Raw genomic sequence first — 21462 nt, forward strand, 5'->3', positions numbered from 1 at the left:
TCGATGTCCTAATCATGCGCTTGCGCCGAAAGCTGGAGGCTGATGCGGCCAACCCTCGCCTGGTCAAAACATCCCGTGGCGCAGGCTACTTCTTCAACGCTGACGTAGATGTTAGCTACGGAGGCACGTTGGCCGCGTGACAGTGAGCTATGCTGGAGATTGGGGTGACGAGGCTGATCAAGCCTTCCAACAGTACCAGCCTGATCAATTACGGCGAGAGCTACCGGTCCGGAGATCGCATCAGCGCCTCTGTCGTCAAGAGAGCTGTTCTGCTTGACCCCAGCCATGGAGCTCAACGCCCCGCGTCGGAGCGCTCCCTGCTTCTGAAGGAAGCCACTAGGTCCGCTCGGGCTTGATCGGAGGCTTGGCTGATGGACGTCGTGGTTGCTTCGCTCAGTTGCCGCCCCATGGCGCGGCTTTGCGGATTATCAGTCCTCTGCCTCTTCGCCGGTCTCAACAGCGCTGTGGAATGTTCATTGTTTATGATGACGCCCCCGCTGTTCACGAGGTTGCTCCTGTCAAGTGTACTCGTCAGTCCGTCCTGGGCCTCGCGCTTCTTGCCCAAGTGCCGTTCAAACGGCGCTGGCGCGACTTGTTGAGCTCGAGAGATGGGTCCCTGCTCTCCTGCGTGGCCATGAGCTTGTGCCGCGGTCTGCGCAGCGGCGTCCCCAATGGCACGAGCCTCCATGCCGACTGCGTCTTCCGGACGAGCAGCAAGGGCAATTTCGCGCCCGAGTGCGAACTTCCGGACATGAGTTAGTGCACTGATTTCAGCGGTTTTCATATAGCGCTTGGCATCTTCATCCAGCGACCGCTCTTGAAGCCGATCCGCAATCCCCGGCTTTTTGTTTTCAACCAGGCATTGACTGAAACGTCTAAGAGCAGACCCATAGACCTCAACGGTACGGGGTTTCGGCCCGGTCGGCGCTGCCTCGTACGCTTTGATGAGAGCCGCTGTGTACTCTCTGATGAGCACGGCGTCGGCAGGGTGGGGATTCAGGGCAGGGCGGCCCACCACTGGCGCTCCGCCCGCCCACGTCTTGAGACGACCCAGTGACCCAGCCACGGCCGAGGGGCCGCCACCCCAGATCTCGTACTCCTTGCGATCCCGATCCAGCGACGAATCGTGAAGCCGATCCGCAATCCCCGGCTTGTTATTTTCAACGAGCCAATGACCAAAGCCGAAAAGAATATCTACATGGCGCTTGACCGTGATCTCCCCGACCTTACCGGCATAGAGTGCTGACCTCAGCCCTTCGACAAGGGTCGCATCGTTGGAATAAAGAGGACCCTTGTCGGGACCGGAGACCACTTTTGGGCGATCTGGCTGCACCGCCGCCGGCACAGAACGAGCATGGTCACGCAACTCGGACGGTGCGGGGGGATTCAGATCAACCACTGACGAATCCGGCGCATGATGATGGCGCGCCGTTGAGTGACCCGGCTGCAGCACCGAGGCACCCAGCATCGACCCACTGCCTCCGGCGTACGGCGCCGCGGCGTGTTCTTGTCCGCTCCCTTGCATCATGGGCTGCGCTTCCCATGGCAATGCACCCACTTGATGGGTGGGGGCCTGCATCAGCACGCGAGCGCCTGAATTGCCGATCTCGCTCAGCTGCGGCTCAGTGGCAACGTCCTGCAGACGACTGTTCGGGGTCCTTTGCCTCTTCGCTGGTCTCAACTCCGCTGTATCATGCTCACGGTTGATGAGGACCTCCTCGCTTGGTAGCTGGTTGCTCCTGTCCTGTGCTGCGATCCGCTCGTCCGGCGCGCGCTGGTCGCCGTCGCGCCAGCTCAGGGGACGAAAGGACCCTGCGGGATCCGAGGCTTGGTGATGGGGCCCAGTTGGCACGAAAGACGATGCCAGTACAGCGTCGTCTTCATTAGCTTTCCCAGGGGGAAGATACTCTGGCCAACTGTATTCCTCCTGCGGCCCGCTGTGCTGCGCAGCGGCGTCCCCCTTGCTCTCAAGACTTTGAAATTTAAATGGGTCCCCGGGAGCAACGTCTGGCGCTGACTGGCCGAGCCGCTTGATCTGCTGGTGAAACGTCCCAACGGGGCTTTCCTTAACCGCGTCTCGGGCCTGTCGGTCCATGAGTTCAAAGTTCGTGAGATTATTTGCCGTTCCGAATGTATCGTCACCCCTGAGGCGGGTTTGTAGTGCCTGCCGATTGACGACGAGGTTGTTGAGGTTCAGGTCATCTGGCTGCGATTGCAATCGCCCAACCAGCGCCCGCGTGCCGTCCACCACGTAGACTCCGCAATCCACCACGTTGCTCTGCTGGGCGATGCGGGATACGCCCACGCGGGTCTCCAGGCTGGCGCCCAGATTTTCTGCGAGCTCTTTTGCAAGCGGGTCATGCCATCCGTTGTAGGAGTCATAATGATAGGCAACCGGCCGTTCCCGGTCGCTGCGATCAACGAACAGCAGCGACCAATGTTTGCCGCGCTCCTCACGAGTCGTACCGGCATCGCTCACTGGCACGAACAGGAAGTCGGCTGTGTCGTTGCCGTTCTTATGGACGATGCGCTGGAATGCGCTTAGCATGACGCTCTTGGAGCCCAAGCGCAGATGATAATTGGCTACGAGGGGATCCACGAACCGCGTCCGGGCGGCGAGATCTGGATTGTTCCCCTGCAACTCCTGCTCCAGGAGTTGGTAATCCCTCTGGATATGTTCGTCGCCTAGCCATTCCAATGCGCCGAGCACCCGCCCGTCTTTAGCTTTCCCAGGGGGCCTCTCTGGCCGACCCAATGCCTCCTGCGGCCCGCTGCGCTGCGCAGCGGCGTCCCCAATGGCACGAGCCTCCATGCCGACTGCGTCTTCCGGACGAGCAGCAAGGGCAATTTCGCGCCCGGGTGCGAACTTCCGGAGATGAGCTAGTGCACTGATCCTCCGGTTACCACCGGAGTTCACATAGCGCTTGGCATCTTCATCCAGCGACCCCTCGTGAAGCCGATCCGCAATCCCCGGCTTTTTGTTTTCATGCAGGTATTCACTGAAACGTATAAGAGTAGATCCATAGACCTGAATGGTACCGCGATTCGGCCCGGTCGCAGGCGCTTCTTTGTACTCTTTGATGAGAGCCGCTGTGTAATCTCTGATGAGCGCGGCGTCGGCAGGGTAGGGATTCCGGACAGGGCGGTCGACCACTGGCGCTCCGCCCGCCAACGTCTTGAGACGACCCAGTGCTCTAGCCACGATCGAGGGGCCACCCCTGCTCTCGTACTCCGAGGGGCCACCCCTGCTCTCGTACTCCTTGCGATCCTGATCCAGCGACGATTCGTCAAGCCGAGCAGCAAATCCCGGCCTGTTATTGTCAAAGAGCCAACGACCAAAGCCGAGAAGAGAATTTACATGGCGCTTGACCGTGCTCTCCTTGACCTTACCCGCGTAAGCTGACCTCAGCCCTTCGACAACGGTCGCATCGTTGGAATAGAGGGGACCCTTGTCGCGACCGGAGACCCCTATTGGAGGATCTGGCTGCACCGCCGCCGGCACAGAACGAGCATGGTCACGCAACTCGGACGGTGCGGGGGGATTCAGATCAACCACTGACGAATCCGGCGCATGATGATGGCGCGCCGTTGAGTGACCCGGCTGCAGCACCGAGGCACCCAGCATCGACCCACTGCCTCCGGCGTACGGCGCCGCGGCGTGTTCTTGTCCGCTCCCTTGCATCATGGGCTGCGCTTCCCATGGCAATGCACCCACTTGATGGGTGGGGGCCTGCATCAGCACGCGAGCGCCTGAATTGCCGATCTCGCTCAGCTGCGGCTCAGTGGCAACGTCCTGCAGACGACTGTTCGGGGTCCTTTGCCTCTTCGCTGGTCTCAACTCCGCTGTATCATGCTCACGGTTGATGAGGACCTCCTCGCTTGGTAGCTGGTTGCTCCTGTCCTGTGCTGCGATCCGCTCGTCCGGCGCGCGCTGGTCGCCGTCGCGCCAGATCAGGGGACGAAAGGACCCTGCGGGATCCGAGGCTTGGTGATGGGGCCCAGTTGGCACGAAAGGCAATGGCAGAACAGCGTCGTCTTCATTAGCTTTCCCAGGGAGCTCGCGCCCGAGTTCGGACTTCCGGAGATGAGCTAGTGCACTGATCCCACCGGAGTTGTTATAGCGCTTGGCATCTTCATCCAGCGACCCCTCGTGAAGCCGAGCCGCAATCCCCGGCTTTTTGTTTTCAACCAGGTATTCACTGAAACGTCTAGGAGCAGATCCATAGGTCTGAATGGTAGCGGGATTCGGCCCGGTCGGCGCTGCCTTGTACTCTTTGATGGGAGCCGCTGTGTAATCTCTGATGAGCGCGGCGTCGGCAGGGTCGGGATTATTCAGGACAGCGGCGCGGTCCAGCACTGGCGCTCCGCCCGCCCACGTCTTGAGATGACCCACTGCTCTAGCCACGTCCGAGGAGCCACTCTTGCTCTCGTACTCCTTGAGATCCGGATCCAGCGACTCCTCGTGAAGCCGAGCAGCAAATCCCGGCCTGTTATTATCAAAGAGCCAACGACCAAAGCCGAGAAGAGAATTTACATGGCGCTTGACCGTGCTCTCCAATGCTGACCTCAGCCCTTCGACAATGGTCGCATCGTTGGAATAGAGAGGACCCTTGTCGCGACCGGAGACCCCTATTGGAGGATCTGGCTGCACCGCCGGCGGCACAGAACGAGCAGGGTCACGCAACTCGGACGGTGCGGGGGGATTCAGATCAACCACTGACGAATCCGGCGCATCATGATGGCGCGCCGTTGAGTGACCCGGCTGCAGCACCGAGGCACCTAGCCTCGACCCACTGTCTCCGGCGTAGGGCGCCGCGGCGTGTTCTTGTCCGCTCCCTTGCACCATGAGTTGCGCCTCCCATGGCGATGTATCCACTTGAGGGCCGGGATCATGCACTGGTTCGTCCATTTGCTTTTGCAACCGAGCCCACCTTTCGGCCACCGCGGCCTCGCCAACCGCGGAGGGCGTCTCCTCAGCCCTGGCGAACGCTGGCCCGGCAGGCGCCGCCGGCACAGAACGAGCATGGTCACGCAACTCGAACGGTGCGGGGGGATTCAGATCAACCACTGACGAATCGCGCGCCGTTGAGTGACCCGGCTGCAGCACCGAGGCACCCAGCATCGACCCACTGCCTCCGGCGTAGGGCGCCGCGGCGTGTTCTTGTCCGCTCCCTTGCGTCATGAGTTGCGCCTCCCATGGCGATCGTAGAAGGTCCGCGTGCGGAATCGAGTCGAAATATCCCGACAAATCAGCGTCGACCTTCTGCTTTTGCAACCGAGCCCACCTTTCGGCCACCGCGGCCTCGCCAACCGCGGAGGACGTCTCCTCAGCCCTGGCGAACGCTGGCCCGGCAGGCGCCGGCGGCACAGAACGAGCAGGGTCACGCAACTCGGACGGTGAGGGGGGATTCAGATCAACCACTGACGAATCCGGCGCATGATGATGGCGCGCCGTTGAGTGATCCGGCTGCAGCACCGAGGCCCCCAGCATCGACCCACTGCCTCCGGCGTAGGGCGCCGCGGCGTGTTCTTGTCCGCTCCCTTGCACCATGAGTTGCGCCTCCCATGGCGATGTATCCACTTGAGGGCCGGGATCATGCACTGGTTCGTCCATTTGCTTTTGCAACCGAGCCCACCTTTCGGCCACCGCGGCCTCGCCAACCGCGGAGGGCGTCTCCTCAGCCCTGGCGAACGCTGGCCCGGCAGGCGCCGCCGGCACAGAACGAGCATGGTCACGCAACTCGAACGGTGCGGGGGGATTCAGATCAACCACTGACGAATCGCGCGCCGTTGAGTGACCCGGCTGCAGCACCGAGGCACCCAGCATCGACCCACTGCCTCCGGTATGCGGTGCCAGGTGCTCGTCCCCCAGCATCATGGGCTGCGCCTCCCATGCCAATGCACCCACTTGATGGGTGGGGGCCTGCATCAGCACGCGAGCGCCTGAATTGCCGATCTCGCTCAGCTGCTTAGCTTTCCCAGGGGGCTTCTCTGGCCGACCCAATGCCTTCTGCGGCCCGCTGTGCTGCGCAGCGGCGTCCCCAATGGCACGAGCCTCCATGCCGACTGCGTCTTCCGGACGAGCAGCAAGGGCAATTTCGCGCCCGAGTGCGGCGTACGGCGGGAACTTCCGGAGATGAGCTAGTGCACTGATCCACCGGTTACCACTGGAGTCCAAATAACGCCTGGCATCTTCATCCAGCGACCCCTCGTAAAGCCGAGCCGCAATCCCCGGCCTGTTGTTTTCATGCAGGTATTGACTGAAACGTCTAAGAGTAGCCGCATAGTCCTGAGTGGTTTTGGGATTCGGCCCGGTCGCAGGCGCTCCCTTGTACTCTTTGATGAGAGCCGCTTTGTACTCTTTGATGAGCACGGCGTCGGCAGGGTCGGGATTCAGGGCAGCGCGGCCCACCATTGGCGCTCCGCCCGCCGACTCTTTGAGACGACCCAGTGCTCTAGCCACGTTCGAGGAGCCACTCTCGCGCTGGTACTCCTTGAGATCCTGATCCAGCAACGGATCGTCAAGCCGAGTAGCAAATCCCGGCTTGTTATTATCAAAGAGCCAACGACCAAAGCCGAGAAGAGAATTTACATGGTCCGTGACCGTGCGCTCCCCGACCTTACCGGCATAGAGTGCTGACCGCAGCCCTTCGACAACGGTCGCATCGTTGGAATAAAGAGGACGCTTGTCGCGACCGGAGACCACTACTGGAGGATCTGGCTGCACCGCCGCCGGCATAGAACGAGCATGGTCACGCAACTCGAACGGTGCGGGGGGATTCAGATCAACCACTGACGAATCCGGCGCATGATGATGGCGTGTTTCCCCGGGAACAACGTCCCGTACGAACACCGAGTCTGGGTTGCCTTGGTCCGGCGCGACTGGAGCCAGGGCTCTGTCGTGCAACGCTCGCGCTGACTGGCCGAGCCGCTTGATCCGCTGGTGAAACGTCCCAACGGGGCTTTCCTTAACCGCGTCTCGCGCCTGTCGGTCCATGAGTTCAAAGTTCGTGAGATAATTTGCCGTTCCAGATGTATCGTCACCCATGAGTCGGGTTTGTAGTGCCTGCCGATTGACGACGAGGTTGTTGAGGTTCAGGTCTGGCAGGTCTGGCTGCCATCTTTGCAATCGCCCAACCAGCGCCCGCGTGCCGTCCACCACGTAGACTCCGCAATCCCACTCGTTGCTCTGCTGGGCGATGCGGGGTAAGTCCACGCGGGTCTCCAGGCTGGCGCCCAGCCTTTCTGCGAGGTGTTTTGCAAGCTTGTCATGCCATCCGCTGACGGAGTCATAATGATAGGCAACCGGCCGTTCCCGGTCGCTGCGATCAACGAACAGCAGCGACCAATGTTTGCCGCGCTCCGCAAGAGTCTTACCGCCATCGCTCACTGGCACGAACAGGAAGTCGGCTGTGTCGTTACCGTTCTGATTATGGACGATGCGCTGGAATGCGCTTAGCTTGTCGCTCTCGGAGCCCAAGCGCAGATGATAATTGGCTACGAGGGGATCCACGAACCGCGTCCGGGCGGCGAGTTCTGGATTGTTCCCCTGCAACTCCTGCTCCAGGAGCTGGTAATCCCTGTGGATATGTTCGTCGCCTAGCAATTGCAATGCGCCGAGCACCCGCCCGCTGGGGTCGCCGAAAACACCAAAAAACCCTTCGACCGCGGGGGACATCCCCTCAGGAAAGAGCTCTGGCGAGGCGGAATTCCCCGCCCGCAAGCTGGGAGGAGCGAATTCCGGTGGCCTCAGTGGCACCTCCTCGCTTGGTAGCAGGTTGCTCCTGTCCTGTGCAGCGATCCGCTCGTCCGGCGCGCGCTGGTCGCCGTCGCGCCAGATCAGGGGACGAAAGGACTCTGCGGGATCCGAGGCTTGGTGATGGTGCCCAGTTGGTACGAAAGACGATGGCAGAACAGCGGCGTCTTCATTAGCTTCCCCAGGGAGCTTCTCTGGCCGACCCAATGCCTTCTGCGGCCCGCTGTGCTGCGCAGCGGCGTCCCCAATGGCACGAGCCTCCATGCCGAGTGCGTCTTCCGGACGAGCAGCAAGGGCAATTTCGCGCCCGAGTGCGGCGGACGGCAGGAACTTCCGGAGTTGAGCTAGTGCAATGATCCTCCGGTCACCACTGGAGGCCTTATAGCGCTTGGCATCTTCATCCAGCGACTCCTCGTGAAGCCGAGCCGCAATCCCCGGCTTGTTGTTTTCAACCAGGTATTCACTGAAACGTCTAAGAGTAGCTCCATAGTCGTGAATGGTTTGGCGATTCGGCCCGGTCGCAGGCGCTCCCTTGTACTCTTTGATGAGAGCCGCTTTGTACTCTTTGATGAGCACGGCGTCGGCAGGGTCGGGATTCAGGACAGCGCGGCCCACCATTGGCACTCCGCCCGCCGACTCTCTGAGACGACGCAGTGCCACAGCCACAGTCGAGGAGCCACCACTGCTCTCGTACTCCTTGAGATCTTCATCCAGCGACTCCTCGTGAAGCCGAGCAGCAAATCCCGGCTTGTTATTTTTAAAGAGCCAACGACCAAAGCCGTAAAGAGAATTTACATGGCGCTTGACCGTTTCCTCCTTGGCCTTACCCGCGTAGAGTGACCTCAGCCCTTCGACAACGGTCGCATCGTTGGAATAAAGAGGACGCTTGCAGCCGCGACCGTCGGAGACCACTACTGGAGGATCTGGCTGCACCGCCGCCGGCACGGGGGAACGAGCATGGTCACGCAACTCGAACGGTGCGGAAGGATTCAGATCACCCACTGACGAATCCGGCGCATGATGATGGCGCGCCGTTGAGTGACCCGGCTGCAGCACCGAGGCACCTAGCATCGACCCACTGCCTCCGGCGTACGGCGCCGCGGCGTGTTCTTGTCCGCTCCCTTGCATCATGGGCTGCGCTTCCCATGGGGCCGCGCCTTCGATGAGGCTCAGGTCTCCGTGAGACGGATGAGGATGGAACGGGTCTGGCAGAGCCGGAACGCCGGGGGCGGGAATTTGGGCAGCGGCTTGGCGCGCCTCGCCCGAGCGCTGCTCAAAGCCCTCTTGCCCGGCCTGTGCCGCTTGCTCTTGAGATGCCGGGGGCTGCACCTGCCGCCAACCTGTTACATTGGATAGGTCAAATTTGTGCCGGTTCACGTTAGCCTCACGTCCACAGATCAGCTGAGCAACCTACTCGGGCATACTTACGAGAAGCTGACGAGGTCCGCGGTCCCGGAGCGGGTAGGCCTAATTTTCTGCGCGCCGATTGCGCTGGCGCGACGTAGCCCGGCCTTTTGCCAGCTCGGCAGCTACGGCTCGCAAAGAGCGTCGTAAGGCTTGCGGAGCCGCCCCTCAGCTCCCGTCGAGGAGCAATCCACAATTCACATATTTGGAGATGGCTCGCTGGTTTACCGGTCTGCGAGCCCTGCAAGCCCATGCTTCAGATGCCGCCCGTGCAGAGGTATTTCATTTCGAGGTAGTCCTCGAGGCAATGGCGGGAACCCTCCCGCCCGATGCCGGACTGCTTCACTCGGCCGAAAGGCGCGGCTTCCGACGACATGCGTCCCGTGTTCATACCACTATGCCATATTCCAAGGCCTCGGCGACACGCCAAACACGCTTCCGTTTGAGGCACAAATGTGGGGGAAGGCCGTAGATCGTGTCGTTGGCCTCATGCACGACCTATCCGCATCGTCGAAGCAATCACAGGCGCCAGCCGCCCGAATGTCTCTTTCTTGCGCGATGGTCATCTCGCTGGAGACCGGACCGATAGTTCGACGTGCCATTCGCGCGATGCGTTTGCCCCCGCATCGATTCTGCGGCCTTTCGCGACGGCATGGGATTCGATTTTGGCCAGAGCCTGCCTGTCGATCAGCGCACCGATCGCCACTCCGGAGCAAAGCCCTCGCCAACGATAAGTGGCGGACTTTCTCCACGAACTCTCGACAAACACCTTCGTGAACGCCTGACTGGACGGGGGTAGCCATGCCGAACAGGTCGCATAACCACGCCATCGTTCGGCGACTGCAGCCGCGAAGCGTCTCGAACACATCGGCTCGATGCGGTTGCGTCCAGAATGCATCAGCGAGCGGCGGGAGTCTTCGCTATATTCGCCCCCGACATCCCGAAGTCCACCAGCTTGCCTGCCAAAAAGGGGTGTTGCATGAATAAACCCGCTTTCGTCGCCGTCAGCCGCGTGCCCAGGAAGGACGACAGTCTCCATAGCAAGAATGCGAGATGATCATCGTATTCAGCGGCAGCGTGCCGGCGAAATTGGGTGTTCGGCAAGCCAAATAGCGCGATGCAGAAGGATGGTGAGGATTTCGCGTCCGCCACTGCGATGCATAGAGCCACCCTTCGCAACCGACCAGCGCAACAAAGCTCGTTATGCGGCGCGTAGGTTCGTAGACGCTTATCCAGTATCGAGATAACAAGGCCGCTGCGCAGGAACGAACTCTGAGAGCGCACCCTGCGAGAGGTTGCGCTTGCTGACGCGGCTGTGGAAGAAGCAGGGGCTCGCGCCGAAGCGCATGATCACCGACTAGCTTCGCTCGTATGGAGCGGCAAAGCGACAGATGATGCCGGACGTCGAGCACCGGTCGCACAAGGGGTTGAACAACAGAGCGGAGAATTCCCATGTGCCGCCGCGAAAACGGGAGCGGATGATGCAGGGGTCCGATCGCCGGGAGGCCTGCAACGCTTCGTCTCGACCTTGTCAGCCCTCCGCAACCTCTTCGTCCCCCGCCCCAAACGTTCTGCTCTCGCCATACATGTTCATCGCTTGCAAGCCATCGCCGAATGGAAGGCCGTGACTGGAACGCCCGCAACAATGGATTGCTAACGGCGAACTCATGCTGGTCGGCAAGGCGATACTGGCTGGAGCATCAACTCGGCCGACGAGAGTGGCCACACCATCCTAGACAGGATCGGCCGATATGCCCGGCATCGCCGCTCTGCAAAAAGCACAGCGGGCATCCAGACGTTGCCGGGTTGACTATGGGTGTCCGAACCGCGAAAAGAGGCCGCTCTTTATGAGTGGCGTGCGCTGGCAGTCTAACCCCAAGCCCCCCGCCCGGGCTGCCGGCGCGCTTCTAGGAACATCGAGGTAGATGACGAGACTCCGAACTACATTTCCAAAGCTATCGGTGGATTCACATTTCAAGCCCAATCGATTTCCTACAGCCAGGCGCGAACGTTCGATTGGAACATTCAGAATTCACATCAAGGTGCACCGCTATTGCGTCCCGAACAGGTTCGGCTGCTCGATGACGACTACGAGATTGTTCTCATCAAAGGTCTGCCACCATTAAAATTGAGGAAGGTGCGATATTTTTCGGATCGCATTCTGAAACGCATCTTTGAAAGCCAGACAGGCGCCCTCCCGGAGCCGGCGCCCTTGACGGGAGCAGAGGAGGCGCTCTCCGCAGAATCTCAACTCGATGACCCGCTGTGTGAATTGGCGCAGGACTTTGACGATACAGTTTGATGTGAGGCTAGTATGAACCCGCGAAATAGTAATCCATCCCGTGTAACAGCTTTGTCGCAGGTGCAGGACGCCGGCTTGGAAGACGGGCAAGCGGTCCAGGCCCGGCGAGTGGGCTTTGAGCAGCACGTGTCCGAGGCGCTCCGGCCGCTGTTCGATGGTCGAGCTGACGAGCCGCCTACCGGTCCAGAGGAGCTTCTGCGACTGGAAAAGGGGTTTCGCGAGGTGCTTCAGCGAGGGCAGGATCATCAAGCCGCCTCGTCTTTTTTCAGCGATCCAAGAATGCCCGCTGGACGGGATGACCCCAAGGGAAGCGTGTCGGACGCTTTCGCAGCAGCCGGCTCTAGGCACGCCGTAGTTGAGGCCGCCGCCCCGCCAGTGTTAGCTGCCAGCCAACAGCAGATCCGGCCCTCGCCAGTTGCGTTTGACCGGCCGGTATCATCCTCGGCTGCTGCAGGCGTGCGCTTGTATGCCCCTTCGATGATCTCTCGGAAGACCAGTTCCGAAAACTGCGATCAGTTGCCCGCCTTGTGCTGCCGCCTCGCCGTCGAGGTCGAAACGCCCGCGAATCAATGGAAGGTCAGCGGGCCATGGGGGCAGAGTGCAACGGTGTCTACACCGCCTGTTTGAGGGGAGAGGTACACTTGGCTTTCCTGTTCCAGCAGCATCCGGCCGCACACCGACGCGATGGGGAGCTAGAATTCAACTCGGACCTTCGCAAGGCACGCACCGCGGCTCAAACGCCGTTCGTTTGGGAAAAATGGCTCAGTACCGACAAAGCTTCTGTAATGGCCCTAGTGGCCTCGGTTGCGCTCTTGGTCGCGATACAGTGGCAAGACCCCCAGATCAACGAGGCGGTCCTAAGCGAACTGCGGACGATTCAGATCAACTACGCATTGCTCCAGCGAGACGTCGCCCGCGCCGACATGGTATTGGACTTCCGTTCCGTTGCTTCTACCGGGCAAGCATTAAAAAGGAACCTTCAAAACTACCAACGCCTTGTTGAGATTTCGCCCAATGAGAGCTCCGGGGTGCACTCCAGGTTGGTTGCACAGCTCAAAAAGTCCCTCGAAAACACAGAAGCTGCCATCTCGAACTCGGCCGCGCAAAATGAGCTTCTGCAAAGCTCTCTCGTACGCTTTGCTCGCTCGGCTAATCGCCTTTGGGGGGGAGTGTCGAACAGGCCTGAATTTTCCAATCTGATCCTTCAATTTTCGGCCAGACCGGGATTCAGCCTCGCATTACAAATCGATCAGTCTCTCCGCCGACTTCCTCCTAGCCAGGACCAAGTCACGGAGGATGTTGCCCGCGAGGGCCGCGCTATCCTGTCCTCAATGTTGAGGTTGGACCGCGCTGTCAATCGGATCCCATCCTTCGACACGTTCGCCAAGGCTGCCGAATTGGAGCGAGAACATCTGAAAGCCTACAGCTTCGCCAGCGCGCAAGCGCAGCGTACACGGCTTTTCTTTGGCTTGGTGTCCATATGCCTCTGCTTGTTTGCGACCATTCGAGCCTCCACGCTGCATGTGCGGACGAACCGGTTGGAAAGGCGGTTAGAGCTTGAAGCGGCGATGAGTGAGATCGAAGCTTGTTTCATCGACAGTCAAGCAACGAAGGCTTCGCGGCGCTTCTCCACCGAAGCGGCGCTTAGACTCATTCAATGCGTTTTCGATGCGGATCAATGCGCGCTTGCTCTGGTGGATCCGAGTATCAGCAGGAATACCGAGTACTTTGTCGCGAACAAGCGCATGCGCGTCTGGAACGCCACGCTAATCCATGAAGTCGTCTCACTTGTACACCCGGAACAGCCAGTGTTTCGCGTCGTTCCGGCGTCGGAAGTGGTTCGGACTGCCGTAGGCACTACCGGTGTTTGTCAAATTGTTGGTTGCCGGGCCTCCGATCAGCAGGCTGCGGTTTGTATCCTTGTTTTTGAAGGAGATCGCTCACCACCCTCCACAGACGACCTCCTGGTTCTGGCGAGCGCTACTGTGCGTTTAGGCAACCATCTTGAAATGCAACGTGTACACACGGAACGTAACCTTTTTGAGAGTCGATGGGAGCATGCGGAAAGGCTGACGGCTGTCGGCACAATCGCAAGCGGCGTTACACATGAATTCAATAATGTTCTAGGAGCAATAGTCGGCTACGCAGAGATGGCTAAAGGTCTTGTGCGTCGCCCCTCGAGAATTCGGGGCCACATCGGCCAAATTATCTTGGCCAGCAACCGAGCCAAACTGATTATTGATCAAATTTTGTCACTAAGCCGAAATCGGAAGCGCGTGACGATGCCTTTCGACGTCTCGGAGAGTGTAATGGATCTCGCGCCATTGCTGCGGGTTACACTTCGTGCGGATGTTCAGTTGAACTTCAAGATCAACGAGTGGCAAACGGTGATCGAGGGCAGCCCGACCGAGATACAGCAGATCCTTATGAATCTATGCAAGAACGCGTCGGAGGCTCTCTTGAATGAGGGCCGTGTCGAGATTAGCGTTTCTCGCGCTCACGTCTGTCAAACGAAGCCCGTGGCTAAGGGCACCTTGAAACCGGGAGATTACGTTCTCCTCTCCATCAGCGACGATGGCCAAGGAATCGCAAGTTCGGTGCTTCCGCATATCTTTGAGCCCTTTTTTACCACGCGCTCTCGCGTCGGCGGGACCGGACTGGGTCTTGCTGCAGTGGACCGCCATGTGAGCGCGCTCGCAGGATGCCTTGACGTCACCTCGGCTGTTGGCCGAGGTACACGCTTCGATCTCTACTTACCGGCCTGCGCTGAGGAGCAGGTCAGAGCTGATAGCGCTTTCGGCCCATGCGATGGATCACTTGGCAACGGAGAAATCATTGCAGTCGTTGACGCCGATCCAGCAGCGTTGGAGATCTACAAGGATAAGATCGCCGCGCTGGGTTATAAGCCGGTCGGCTTCGCGACCTTCGAGAGTCTTTGCGACTGGATCGAGAGCGGGAAGGCAGCCGACCTCCTAATTTTCGATAAAGCGACTTTCCTCGGGCCAGGACAGCCCGAAGCCGTACGTACCACCCTGATGACGGTGCCCATCATCGTCGTTGGTGGAAGCGACCCCATGCCGATCACATCTGGTAATCAGACCTTCGTCCTTTGGCTAGCCAAACCGGTCTCGTCCAGGACGATGGAGCATGCAATTCGTAGGATGATAATGGCATGATGCCGCCGACGCGCTCAGGATGCCGAGCTACCGAGGCAGTCGGAGGCGGAGCCGGCTGGGATCCAGCAAATACAAGAGCGTCGGACGATCTCTGCGCACCCGGCTCATGGCGAGTTCCCCTCGAACACTGTCGTGGCTCCGCCCAAGGAAGGGCTCCCCGACCACGGCAAACCTGCCGCCGTGCTCGTGACCGTCAAGGACAAGTCGCCGCGCGATGGGGTCTGCGGGCCTCCATCCTTGACAAGTCACTGCGCGCTGGCGGCGACAGGCAACGGGTAATATAAGGTCGGGACGAGGAGATGGTCGCCAATCGGTCACGCAAGATGGTTGACGAAATGACTCGAGAGCAAAGCTTGACAATCATCGCCCCATTCACGCCAGACTTCTCCTGTGCGTTCATCATCGGCTACGGCTCCTCGCTGCCCCGACAAGGCTATCGCCGCCCGGCCGGGCAAGCGATATCCAAGGTTCCGACGTGTTCCTTTCATGCTAGATTGACCTAGGCCCCGGCAGGGCGGGAGCATGAGGCTGGGTTCTCGGTCGCGGATCTGTGAGGCAAGCACGGGGTAAGCGACGGCTCGACCCACCATTGGGAAGGCCGGCTTCGGCACGGAGGTGCGGCCTCGGCGTTGAGAGGCATCGGATCGGGTGTAGCAGGACTTTCGAACTAACTGCCGACAACACACTGGATAGGCTGTTCTCGTCGTTCGGTCCAGTTCACCAACGCCTATGTCGACATTTTACGGCGCTTCACTACTAACCGGGCACCGCACGATGGCAGCTCGTTCTCTCCGGCAAAAGATACCCCCTGTGTTAGCTTCCGTGTGTCTGCTTGCCCTCACCTGCGGGATACGTAAGGCCATCTCTAAAAGCATCGAATGCGGCAGCAACAGCGCGAATCCCAAAGCGATGCTCCCGCCGTACGCGGACAAGACCGTTTTCGAAGTCCACTATTCCGTCCTTGGCCAGCATCGCCAAACGCTCATCTGAACCGCGAAGACGGATCGGATCAGATCCGTGGGCGACACAGATTGCCGGCACGTCAGCCTCGAAATCGCACATTAATCGCTCGATAATTGCGGCTCGCACGCGGTCGTCGTCTGTGAGGCGATGGCCCTTCGATGTAGCCAGTCGGCCAGCTGCGATGTGCTGGATGTAGGAATCCCGTGTAACTTCGTTTTGAACGTATCCCTGGCCGGTGCGGCCGATAGCCGACGCGCCGAAACCGATCAGGGTTCTGCAGGTGTCAGCCGAGTAGCCCAACGAGTTACGTCGCAGGCGACCTGTTTCCTGTGCCAGCGCGAGCTCGTCGTGCGGAAAGGCGAAATGGTCGAGCCCGATCTGTCGGTAGCCGGCGGCAATCAGCCTCACGGCGACAGCCGCATACTGTTCAGCGCGGGCAGCGCTGTCGGGAAGAAATTCCGCCTCGATGAGGCGCTGGTTCTTTATTTGGGATGGGATATGCGAGTAGCCGAACAAGGCAAGCCGGTCGGGGCGCATGGCGACCGCTGCCCTCGCCGTCTCGACCCACGACACCACCGTTTGACGCGGCAGGCGTCCCATGGTGATAACAAACCACCTTGCCGCTGAGCTCGCCTGTGTCTTTGCGTTATGCCAGTCCGTTCCGCTTAGATGTCTTGGCTGTTCCCGCCGAGACCTCACGCGCACCGTTTTATTCCCACCATCCCTCCCCGTCAGCTCCGCCTGGGAAATTCTGCCAGCTTGCCGGATCCGACGAGATAATGCAGCGCTGGGACGGACTTTGCTCGCCAGCTAGCGACCGTGGTGATCTCTGCCAAAAGGACGAGGCCATGAACGCGATCGGCGCAAACGGTGGCGGTTTGTATAAGCCTTGGGGTGGGAACTGGGCCTTCTATGCTGAGCGCCACATACAAGCTCAACGAGACAACTTCGTTCTACCTTCGGCTCTCCCGGTGACCAGCTCTCAGTAGCGTCGCGGCAAACGTTGCCTATGGGCTTCTTTCCGATTTCACAGCTACGGCGACTCCAAACTCAGCAGTCGGCAAGATGGAAGCTTCCAACGGGAACTGCCCAATGCGAACAAGAAGAGCAGTGTCGGCAGTAATCCTGCGCCTCGAACGCTCATCCTAACGCCGTGAAGCGTTGAGCTCCGAGGTTGAGCAGACCAAGCCCGCAACACGCTCCAAGAGAACGGCGCATAGAAGCCATACGAGATTGCAGCCTAGCCTTCGGGGCCGGACGTTGTTTCATATCAGACCGGTGGGGATGAAGCCTGCCATCCAGCACCCGGTCAGTTTCAGGTCAAACTTGAACTCCCAGTCGGGTCAGAACGCGATCAACTGGCAGTCCGACGCACTTAAAAATGACAAATGGATCGCCTGCTTTTGGGCCATCCATGGGGAATTCGGGCGCGAGAGAACAAGCTCACACAGCATAAGCGAAGCTCCAGGCGAATCTTGCGCTGGCCGAGGCAGAACCATGTCTAAAGCTGCCTGTTTTCCACCTCGAACCTGTCTGAGTCCGGCCGATCGTCATAGATCGGCCAAAGCATCGGCCAGATGGCTCCCCCAATTACGGTTTGTGCGTAGTTGTCAGTACGATAGGCCTGCCGAACATCGGCCATGATCATCATCGGCAGCATCGATTTGTGTCCAAGCCTGGCGACGTCGGCTGTTTTGGGCAAAAGCCTGCACTCGCGTACCGCAGCCAACCTCGCCCATCTCGTGCGCATCATGAACACCTACTACAGCAACCTGATCGAAGGCCACGATGCGCGCCCGCGCGACATCGAACGGGCGCTGGTCGGAATTTCGATCGAGACGAGAACCGCCGCAATCTACAGCTCGAGGCGGCCGCGCACGTTCGCGTGCAAGCCGAGATCGACCGCCTGGCTGCCGATGGGCAGTTGCCGGAACCGGCATCGGTAGGTTTTCTTCGATGGCTGCATGCGGAATTCTACCGCGATGCGGAATCGCCCATGCTGACCATCAAGGTTCCGGCCGTGAGTTCGTCATGGCGCCAGGTGAGTGGCGATCGAAGCCAGAGCATGACGTCGCCATCGGCCGGCATGAACCGCCTTCGAGCGATCGCGTCAACGATTTCATGCAATACTTTGCCATGCGTTATCGCTTCGATAAGCTGGGCAAGGCCGGACGCATCCTGACCATTCCTGCCGCGCATCACCGCTTCAACTACATTCACCCGTTTCCGGACGGCAACGGACGCGTCAGCCGATTGATGAGCCACGCCATGGCCCTCAGGCCGGGATCGCCGCGCACGGGCTGTGGTCGATCTCACGAGGCTTGGCACGTGGCGTGAAAAGCCGAACGGATTACAAGAGCATGATGGATCATGCCGATATGCCCCGCCAGGGTGATCTCGACGGACGTGGCAACCTCTCCGAACGCGCACTCGGCGATTTTACCTTATGGTTCCTGCAGGTGTGTATCGATCAGGTGAGCTTCATGACCGGACTGTTCGATCTCGACACGTTGGCCAAGCGGCTGTATCGGCATGTGGAGCGCAGTGGTCTGAAGCCCGAAGCCGGCCGCCTCGTGGAGGAAGCGCTCACGCGCGGTGAGTTTGACCGCGGCGAGGCATCCCGTATTAGCGGACTACCCGAACGTACGGCGCGTCGAGTGTTCAATGACGTAATCGCGCTCGGACTATTGGCGTCGGAAACGCCAAAGGGCCCAGTGTCCCTACGCTTTCCGGCGGACGCTCTGGACGCGCTGTTTCCGGAAGCTTTTTCCGGAAACGTAAGAGCATAGGGCGCTCACGATCTTAGGTCACTTCTCCTCGGAACCGGAAAGATTTTCCACCGGATCACCGGCGGGTTCGTCATTCCGCGTTCTGAGACACGGGAAAAGCCGGCGCACTAGAGCCGAGGCCGCCGATGCAGACATATTTGGTATCGAGGTAATCCTCGATGCCCTGATGTCCGCCTTCCTTGCCGAGGCCGGATTCCTTGACGCCGCCAAACGGTGCCTCCGGCGTGGTGATGAGGCCTTCATTGACCCCGACCATGCCGTATTTCAGTCCTTCCATCACGCGGAAGGCGCGGCCGAGATCACCGGTGTAGAAATAGCAGGCGAGGCCGAACTCAGTGTCGTTGGCGAGCGCGATGGCTTCCTTTTCGGTCTCGAACCTGAACACCGGGGCGATCGGGCCAAAAATCTCTTCCTTCATGAAGCGCATCTTGGGTGTCGCGTTGGCAATGACGGTCGGCTGGAAGAACGAGCCGCCGAGCGCATGGCGTTTGCCGCCGGCGACAACCTTGCCACCCTTGGACGTCGCATCGGCAATCAGCTCTTCGACCTTCTCGACCGCCTTCTCGTCGATCAGCGGCCCCTGCTGCACGCCGTCCTCGAGCCCGGAGCCGACCTTCAGCCCGTTGCTGGCGGCAGCGAGCTTCTCGACGAATTTGTCATAGACGCCAGATTGAACCAGGAAGCGGTTGGTGCAAACGCAGGTCTGACCGGAATTGCGATACTTGGCGGTGATCGCGCCGGCGACGGCACGCTCGAGATCGGCGTCGTCGAAGACGATGAACGGCGCGTTGCCGCCGAGTTCCATCGACACCTTCTTGACGGTGACGGACGACTTCTGAATGAGAAGCTTGCCGACTTCGGTCGATCCGGTGAAGGTGATCTTCGACACCAGCGGATTTGCGCAGATCTCGTCGCCGATCTCGCCGGCGGCGCCGGTCAGGATGTTGACGACGCCCTTGGGAAAGCCGACTTCCTCGGCAAGCGCCCCCCAGGCAAGGCCGGAATACGGCGTCTGCGAGGCCGGCTTGACGACCGCGGTGCAACCGGCGGCAAGTGCGGGACCGAGCTTGCGGGCCAGCATCGAGGACGGGAAATTCCACGGTGTGATCGCGGCGATGACGCCGACCGGCTCCTTGGTCACTAGGATGCGGCGATCCGCCCAGGGTGACGGCACCACGTCGCCATAGGTGCGGCGGCCTTCCTCGGCGAACCAGAGGATATAGGCCGCGGCCGAGCCGATCTCGCCCTTCGATTCGAACAGCGACTTGCCCTGCTCGATGGTGAGCAGTTCGGCCAGCACGTCCTGATTGTCCATCATCGCGTCATGCAGCTTGCGCAGCAGCTTCGAGCGCTCGAGCGCGGTCGTCTTGCGCCAGGTCTTGAAAGCTTCCGCGGCGGCTTCGATGGCGCGGCGGGTTTCGGCTTTGCCCGACTTCGGCACGGTGCCGATCTTGAGGCCGGTGGCCGGGTTGTTGACGTCGACCGTCAGTCCGCTGTCGGCCTGCACCCACTCGCCGTTGATGAGATTGGCCTGGCGCATGAAATGGCTGGTTTTCTGAAGCATGGTCTGGCCTCCGTTCGGATAAGACAATCAGGATCCTGTATGCTGGCTGCGGCTCGCGCTTGCCCAAGCGCCTTTCGCGCGGCCGGCCCCTCCAGCGACGTCTCGCCGCCTCGCCGGGCGGGTTCATGCCGACTGGTCAGTCCGCGCATGGGCCGCCGCGGTATCATCAAGAGCCGCGCGAATGCCATCAACCATGTAATCGATCTCTTTAGGGGCGATGACGTAGGGCGGGCAGATTGCCAGCACGTCGCCCATGTTGCGGATCATGACTCCGTGCTCGCGGCACCGCCGCTCGACATCGGTGCCAATTCGCAGCTCCGGCGCAAAGGCGCGACGGGTGGCGCGATCCTCGACGATCTGGATCCCCGCTATAAAACCGCGGCCGCGGACCTCGCCGACCAGTGTATGGTCGTTGAGCGCGTCCGCGAGCGCTGCATGCAGATAATCGCCGAGACGGCGCGCCTGGCTCACGAGATCGATCTCGCGGTAGATCCTGATCGCCTCGGCGGCGACGGCGGCTGTCACCGGATGGCCGGAATAGGTGAAACCGTGGCCGAACACGCCGACCTTGTGGGCCTCGTCGGCGACGCACTGGTAGACCTTGTCGGAGATAATGACGCCGCCAATGGGCAGATGACCGGATGAAAGCCCCTTGGCGACCGACAGCATGTCCGGTTCCATGCCAAAAGTCTGGCTGCCGAACCAATTTCCGGTGCGTCCGAAACCGCAGACCACCTCGTCGGACAGCATCAGGATGTCGTATTTGCGCAGCACCGCCTGAACCTTTGGAAAATAATTCTCCGGCGGCACCAGCACGCCGCCGGCGCCCATGATCGGCTCGGCGATCATCGCGGCGATCGTCTCTGGCCCCTCCGCCAGGATCAGGGCCTCGAGTTCCTGGGCCAGGCGCGTGGCGTAGTCATGCTCCGCCTCGCCCGGCAGACCGTCGAGATAGTAGAACGGCCGCGCGGCGAATATGACGGGAAGCGGCGGCAGGTTGAAGGACTTGTGCATGTGCGGCAGCCCACTCAGCGCCGCGCCCATGATCGTACTGCCGTGGAAGGCGCCAAACCTGCTGATGATCTTGCGTTTCTCCGGACGCCCCCGCGCGGCCTGGTAATACCAGGCGAGCTTGATCATCGTGTCATTGGCTTCCGAACCGGAGCCGACCAGAAAGACGCGCGCGTGGTCGAACGGCGCCAACGCGGTAAGCTGCTCGACGAGTTCGACGGTGGGCTCGTTCGAGCGGTGGTTGAAGGTGTGGTAGACGGCGAGCTTGCGCATCTGGCGGTCAGCAGCGACAGCCAGCCGGCTGTCGCTGAAGCCAAGCGAGGCGCACCAGAGTCCGCCCATGCCCTCGATATAGCGGTTGCCCGCGTCATCCGTGACGGTCGCGCCTTCGCCGGCGACGATCGTCAACGGACCATGATCCTCATGCAGGCGTGGATCGGTTTGGGAATGAAAGTGCCTGGCCATGTCCAGCACGCGCGATTCGTTGTTCATCAAAA

At 60.5% G+C, this 21462-nt stretch carries 8 protein-coding genes and 4 pseudogenes; 7 read left to right on the forward strand and 5 right to left on the reverse strand.

From position 1 onward, the window contains the following. On the forward strand, positions 1-140 hold a 140-nt coding region (locus NKI99_RS22340), incomplete at its 5' end, for a winged helix-turn-helix domain-containing protein (RefSeq protein WP_352546282.1). A gap of 152 nt (positions 141-292) precedes the next feature. On the opposite strand, the gene NKI99_RS22345 is transcribed toward NKI99_RS22340, so the two are convergent. Then, complete coding sequence (locus NKI99_RS22345) at positions 293-9133, reverse strand: Ulp1 family isopeptidase (RefSeq protein WP_352611986.1); 8841 nt, start codon at positions 9131-9133, stop codon at positions 293-295. A gap of 283 nt (positions 9134-9416) precedes the next feature. Further along, a pseudogene (locus NKI99_RS33875) lies at positions 9417-9951 on the reverse strand (aldehyde dehydrogenase family protein); the annotation flags it as partial. Positions 9952-10458: 507 nt separating this feature from the next. Here NKI99_RS33875 and NKI99_RS22355 point away from each other — a divergent pair. The 3 genes and pseudogenes from NKI99_RS22355 to NKI99_RS22365 form a co-directional block, all read left to right on the forward strand. Next, a pseudogene (locus NKI99_RS22355) lies at positions 10459-10817 on the forward strand (DDE-type integrase/transposase/recombinase); the annotation flags it as partial. Between the two features lie 267 nt (positions 10818-11084). After that, a pseudogene (locus NKI99_RS22360) lies at positions 11085-11462 on the forward strand (type IV secretory system conjugative DNA transfer family protein); the annotation flags it as partial. Between the two features lie 641 nt (positions 11463-12103). Then, positions 12104-14638, forward strand: a complete 2535-nt coding sequence (locus NKI99_RS22365) for a two-component system VirA-like sensor kinase (protein WP_352611987.1) — start codon at positions 12104-12106, stop codon at positions 14636-14638. 813 nt (positions 14639-15451) lie between these two features. On the opposite strand, the pseudogene NKI99_RS22370 reads toward NKI99_RS22365, so the two are convergent. Next, a pseudogene (locus tag NKI99_RS22370) lies at positions 15452-16192 on the reverse strand (oxygen-independent coproporphyrinogen III oxidase); the annotation flags it as partial. 1049 nt (positions 16193-17241) lie between these two features. On the opposite strand from NKI99_RS22370, the gene NKI99_RS22375 reads away from it, so the two are divergent. From NKI99_RS22375 to NKI99_RS22385, 3 genes are read left to right on the forward strand one after another with little or no spacing between them, the layout of a single operon-like run. Then, positions 17242-17547: a hypothetical protein gene (locus NKI99_RS22375; RefSeq protein ID WP_352611988.1), complete on the forward strand. Its 306-nt coding sequence runs from the start codon at positions 17242-17244 to the stop codon at positions 17545-17547. Positions 17548-17557: 10 nt separating this feature from the next. Next, positions 17558-17938: a Fic family protein gene (locus NKI99_RS22380; RefSeq protein WP_352611989.1), complete on the forward strand. Its 381-nt coding sequence runs from the start codon at positions 17558-17560 to the stop codon at positions 17936-17938. 23 nt (positions 17939-17961) lie between these two features. Continuing rightward, entirely contained in the window at positions 17962-18390 is a 429-nt protein-coding gene (locus NKI99_RS22385) for a Fic family protein (RefSeq protein ID WP_352487246.1), read from the forward strand. A 70-nt stretch (positions 18391-18460) separates the two neighbouring features. Here NKI99_RS22385 and NKI99_RS22390 read toward each other — a convergent pair whose 3' ends face one another. Beyond that, positions 18461-19954 carry an NAD-dependent succinate-semialdehyde dehydrogenase gene (locus NKI99_RS22390; RefSeq protein ID WP_352487245.1) on the reverse strand — a complete coding sequence of 498 codons (1494 nt, stop codon included), beginning with the start codon at positions 19952-19954 and terminating at the stop codon, positions 18461-18463. 123 nt (positions 19955-20077) lie between these two features. Further along, complete coding sequence (locus NKI99_RS22395; RefSeq protein ID WP_352611990.1) at positions 20078-21457, reverse strand: aminotransferase; 1380 nt, start codon at positions 21455-21457, stop codon at positions 20078-20080. Positions 21458-21462 lie beyond the last annotated feature (5 nt).

Origin of the sequence: Mesorhizobium sp. M0239 (genome assembly GCF_040321815.1) — a bacterium.
GTDB lineage: Bacteria > Pseudomonadota > Alphaproteobacteria > Rhizobiales > Rhizobiaceae > Mesorhizobium.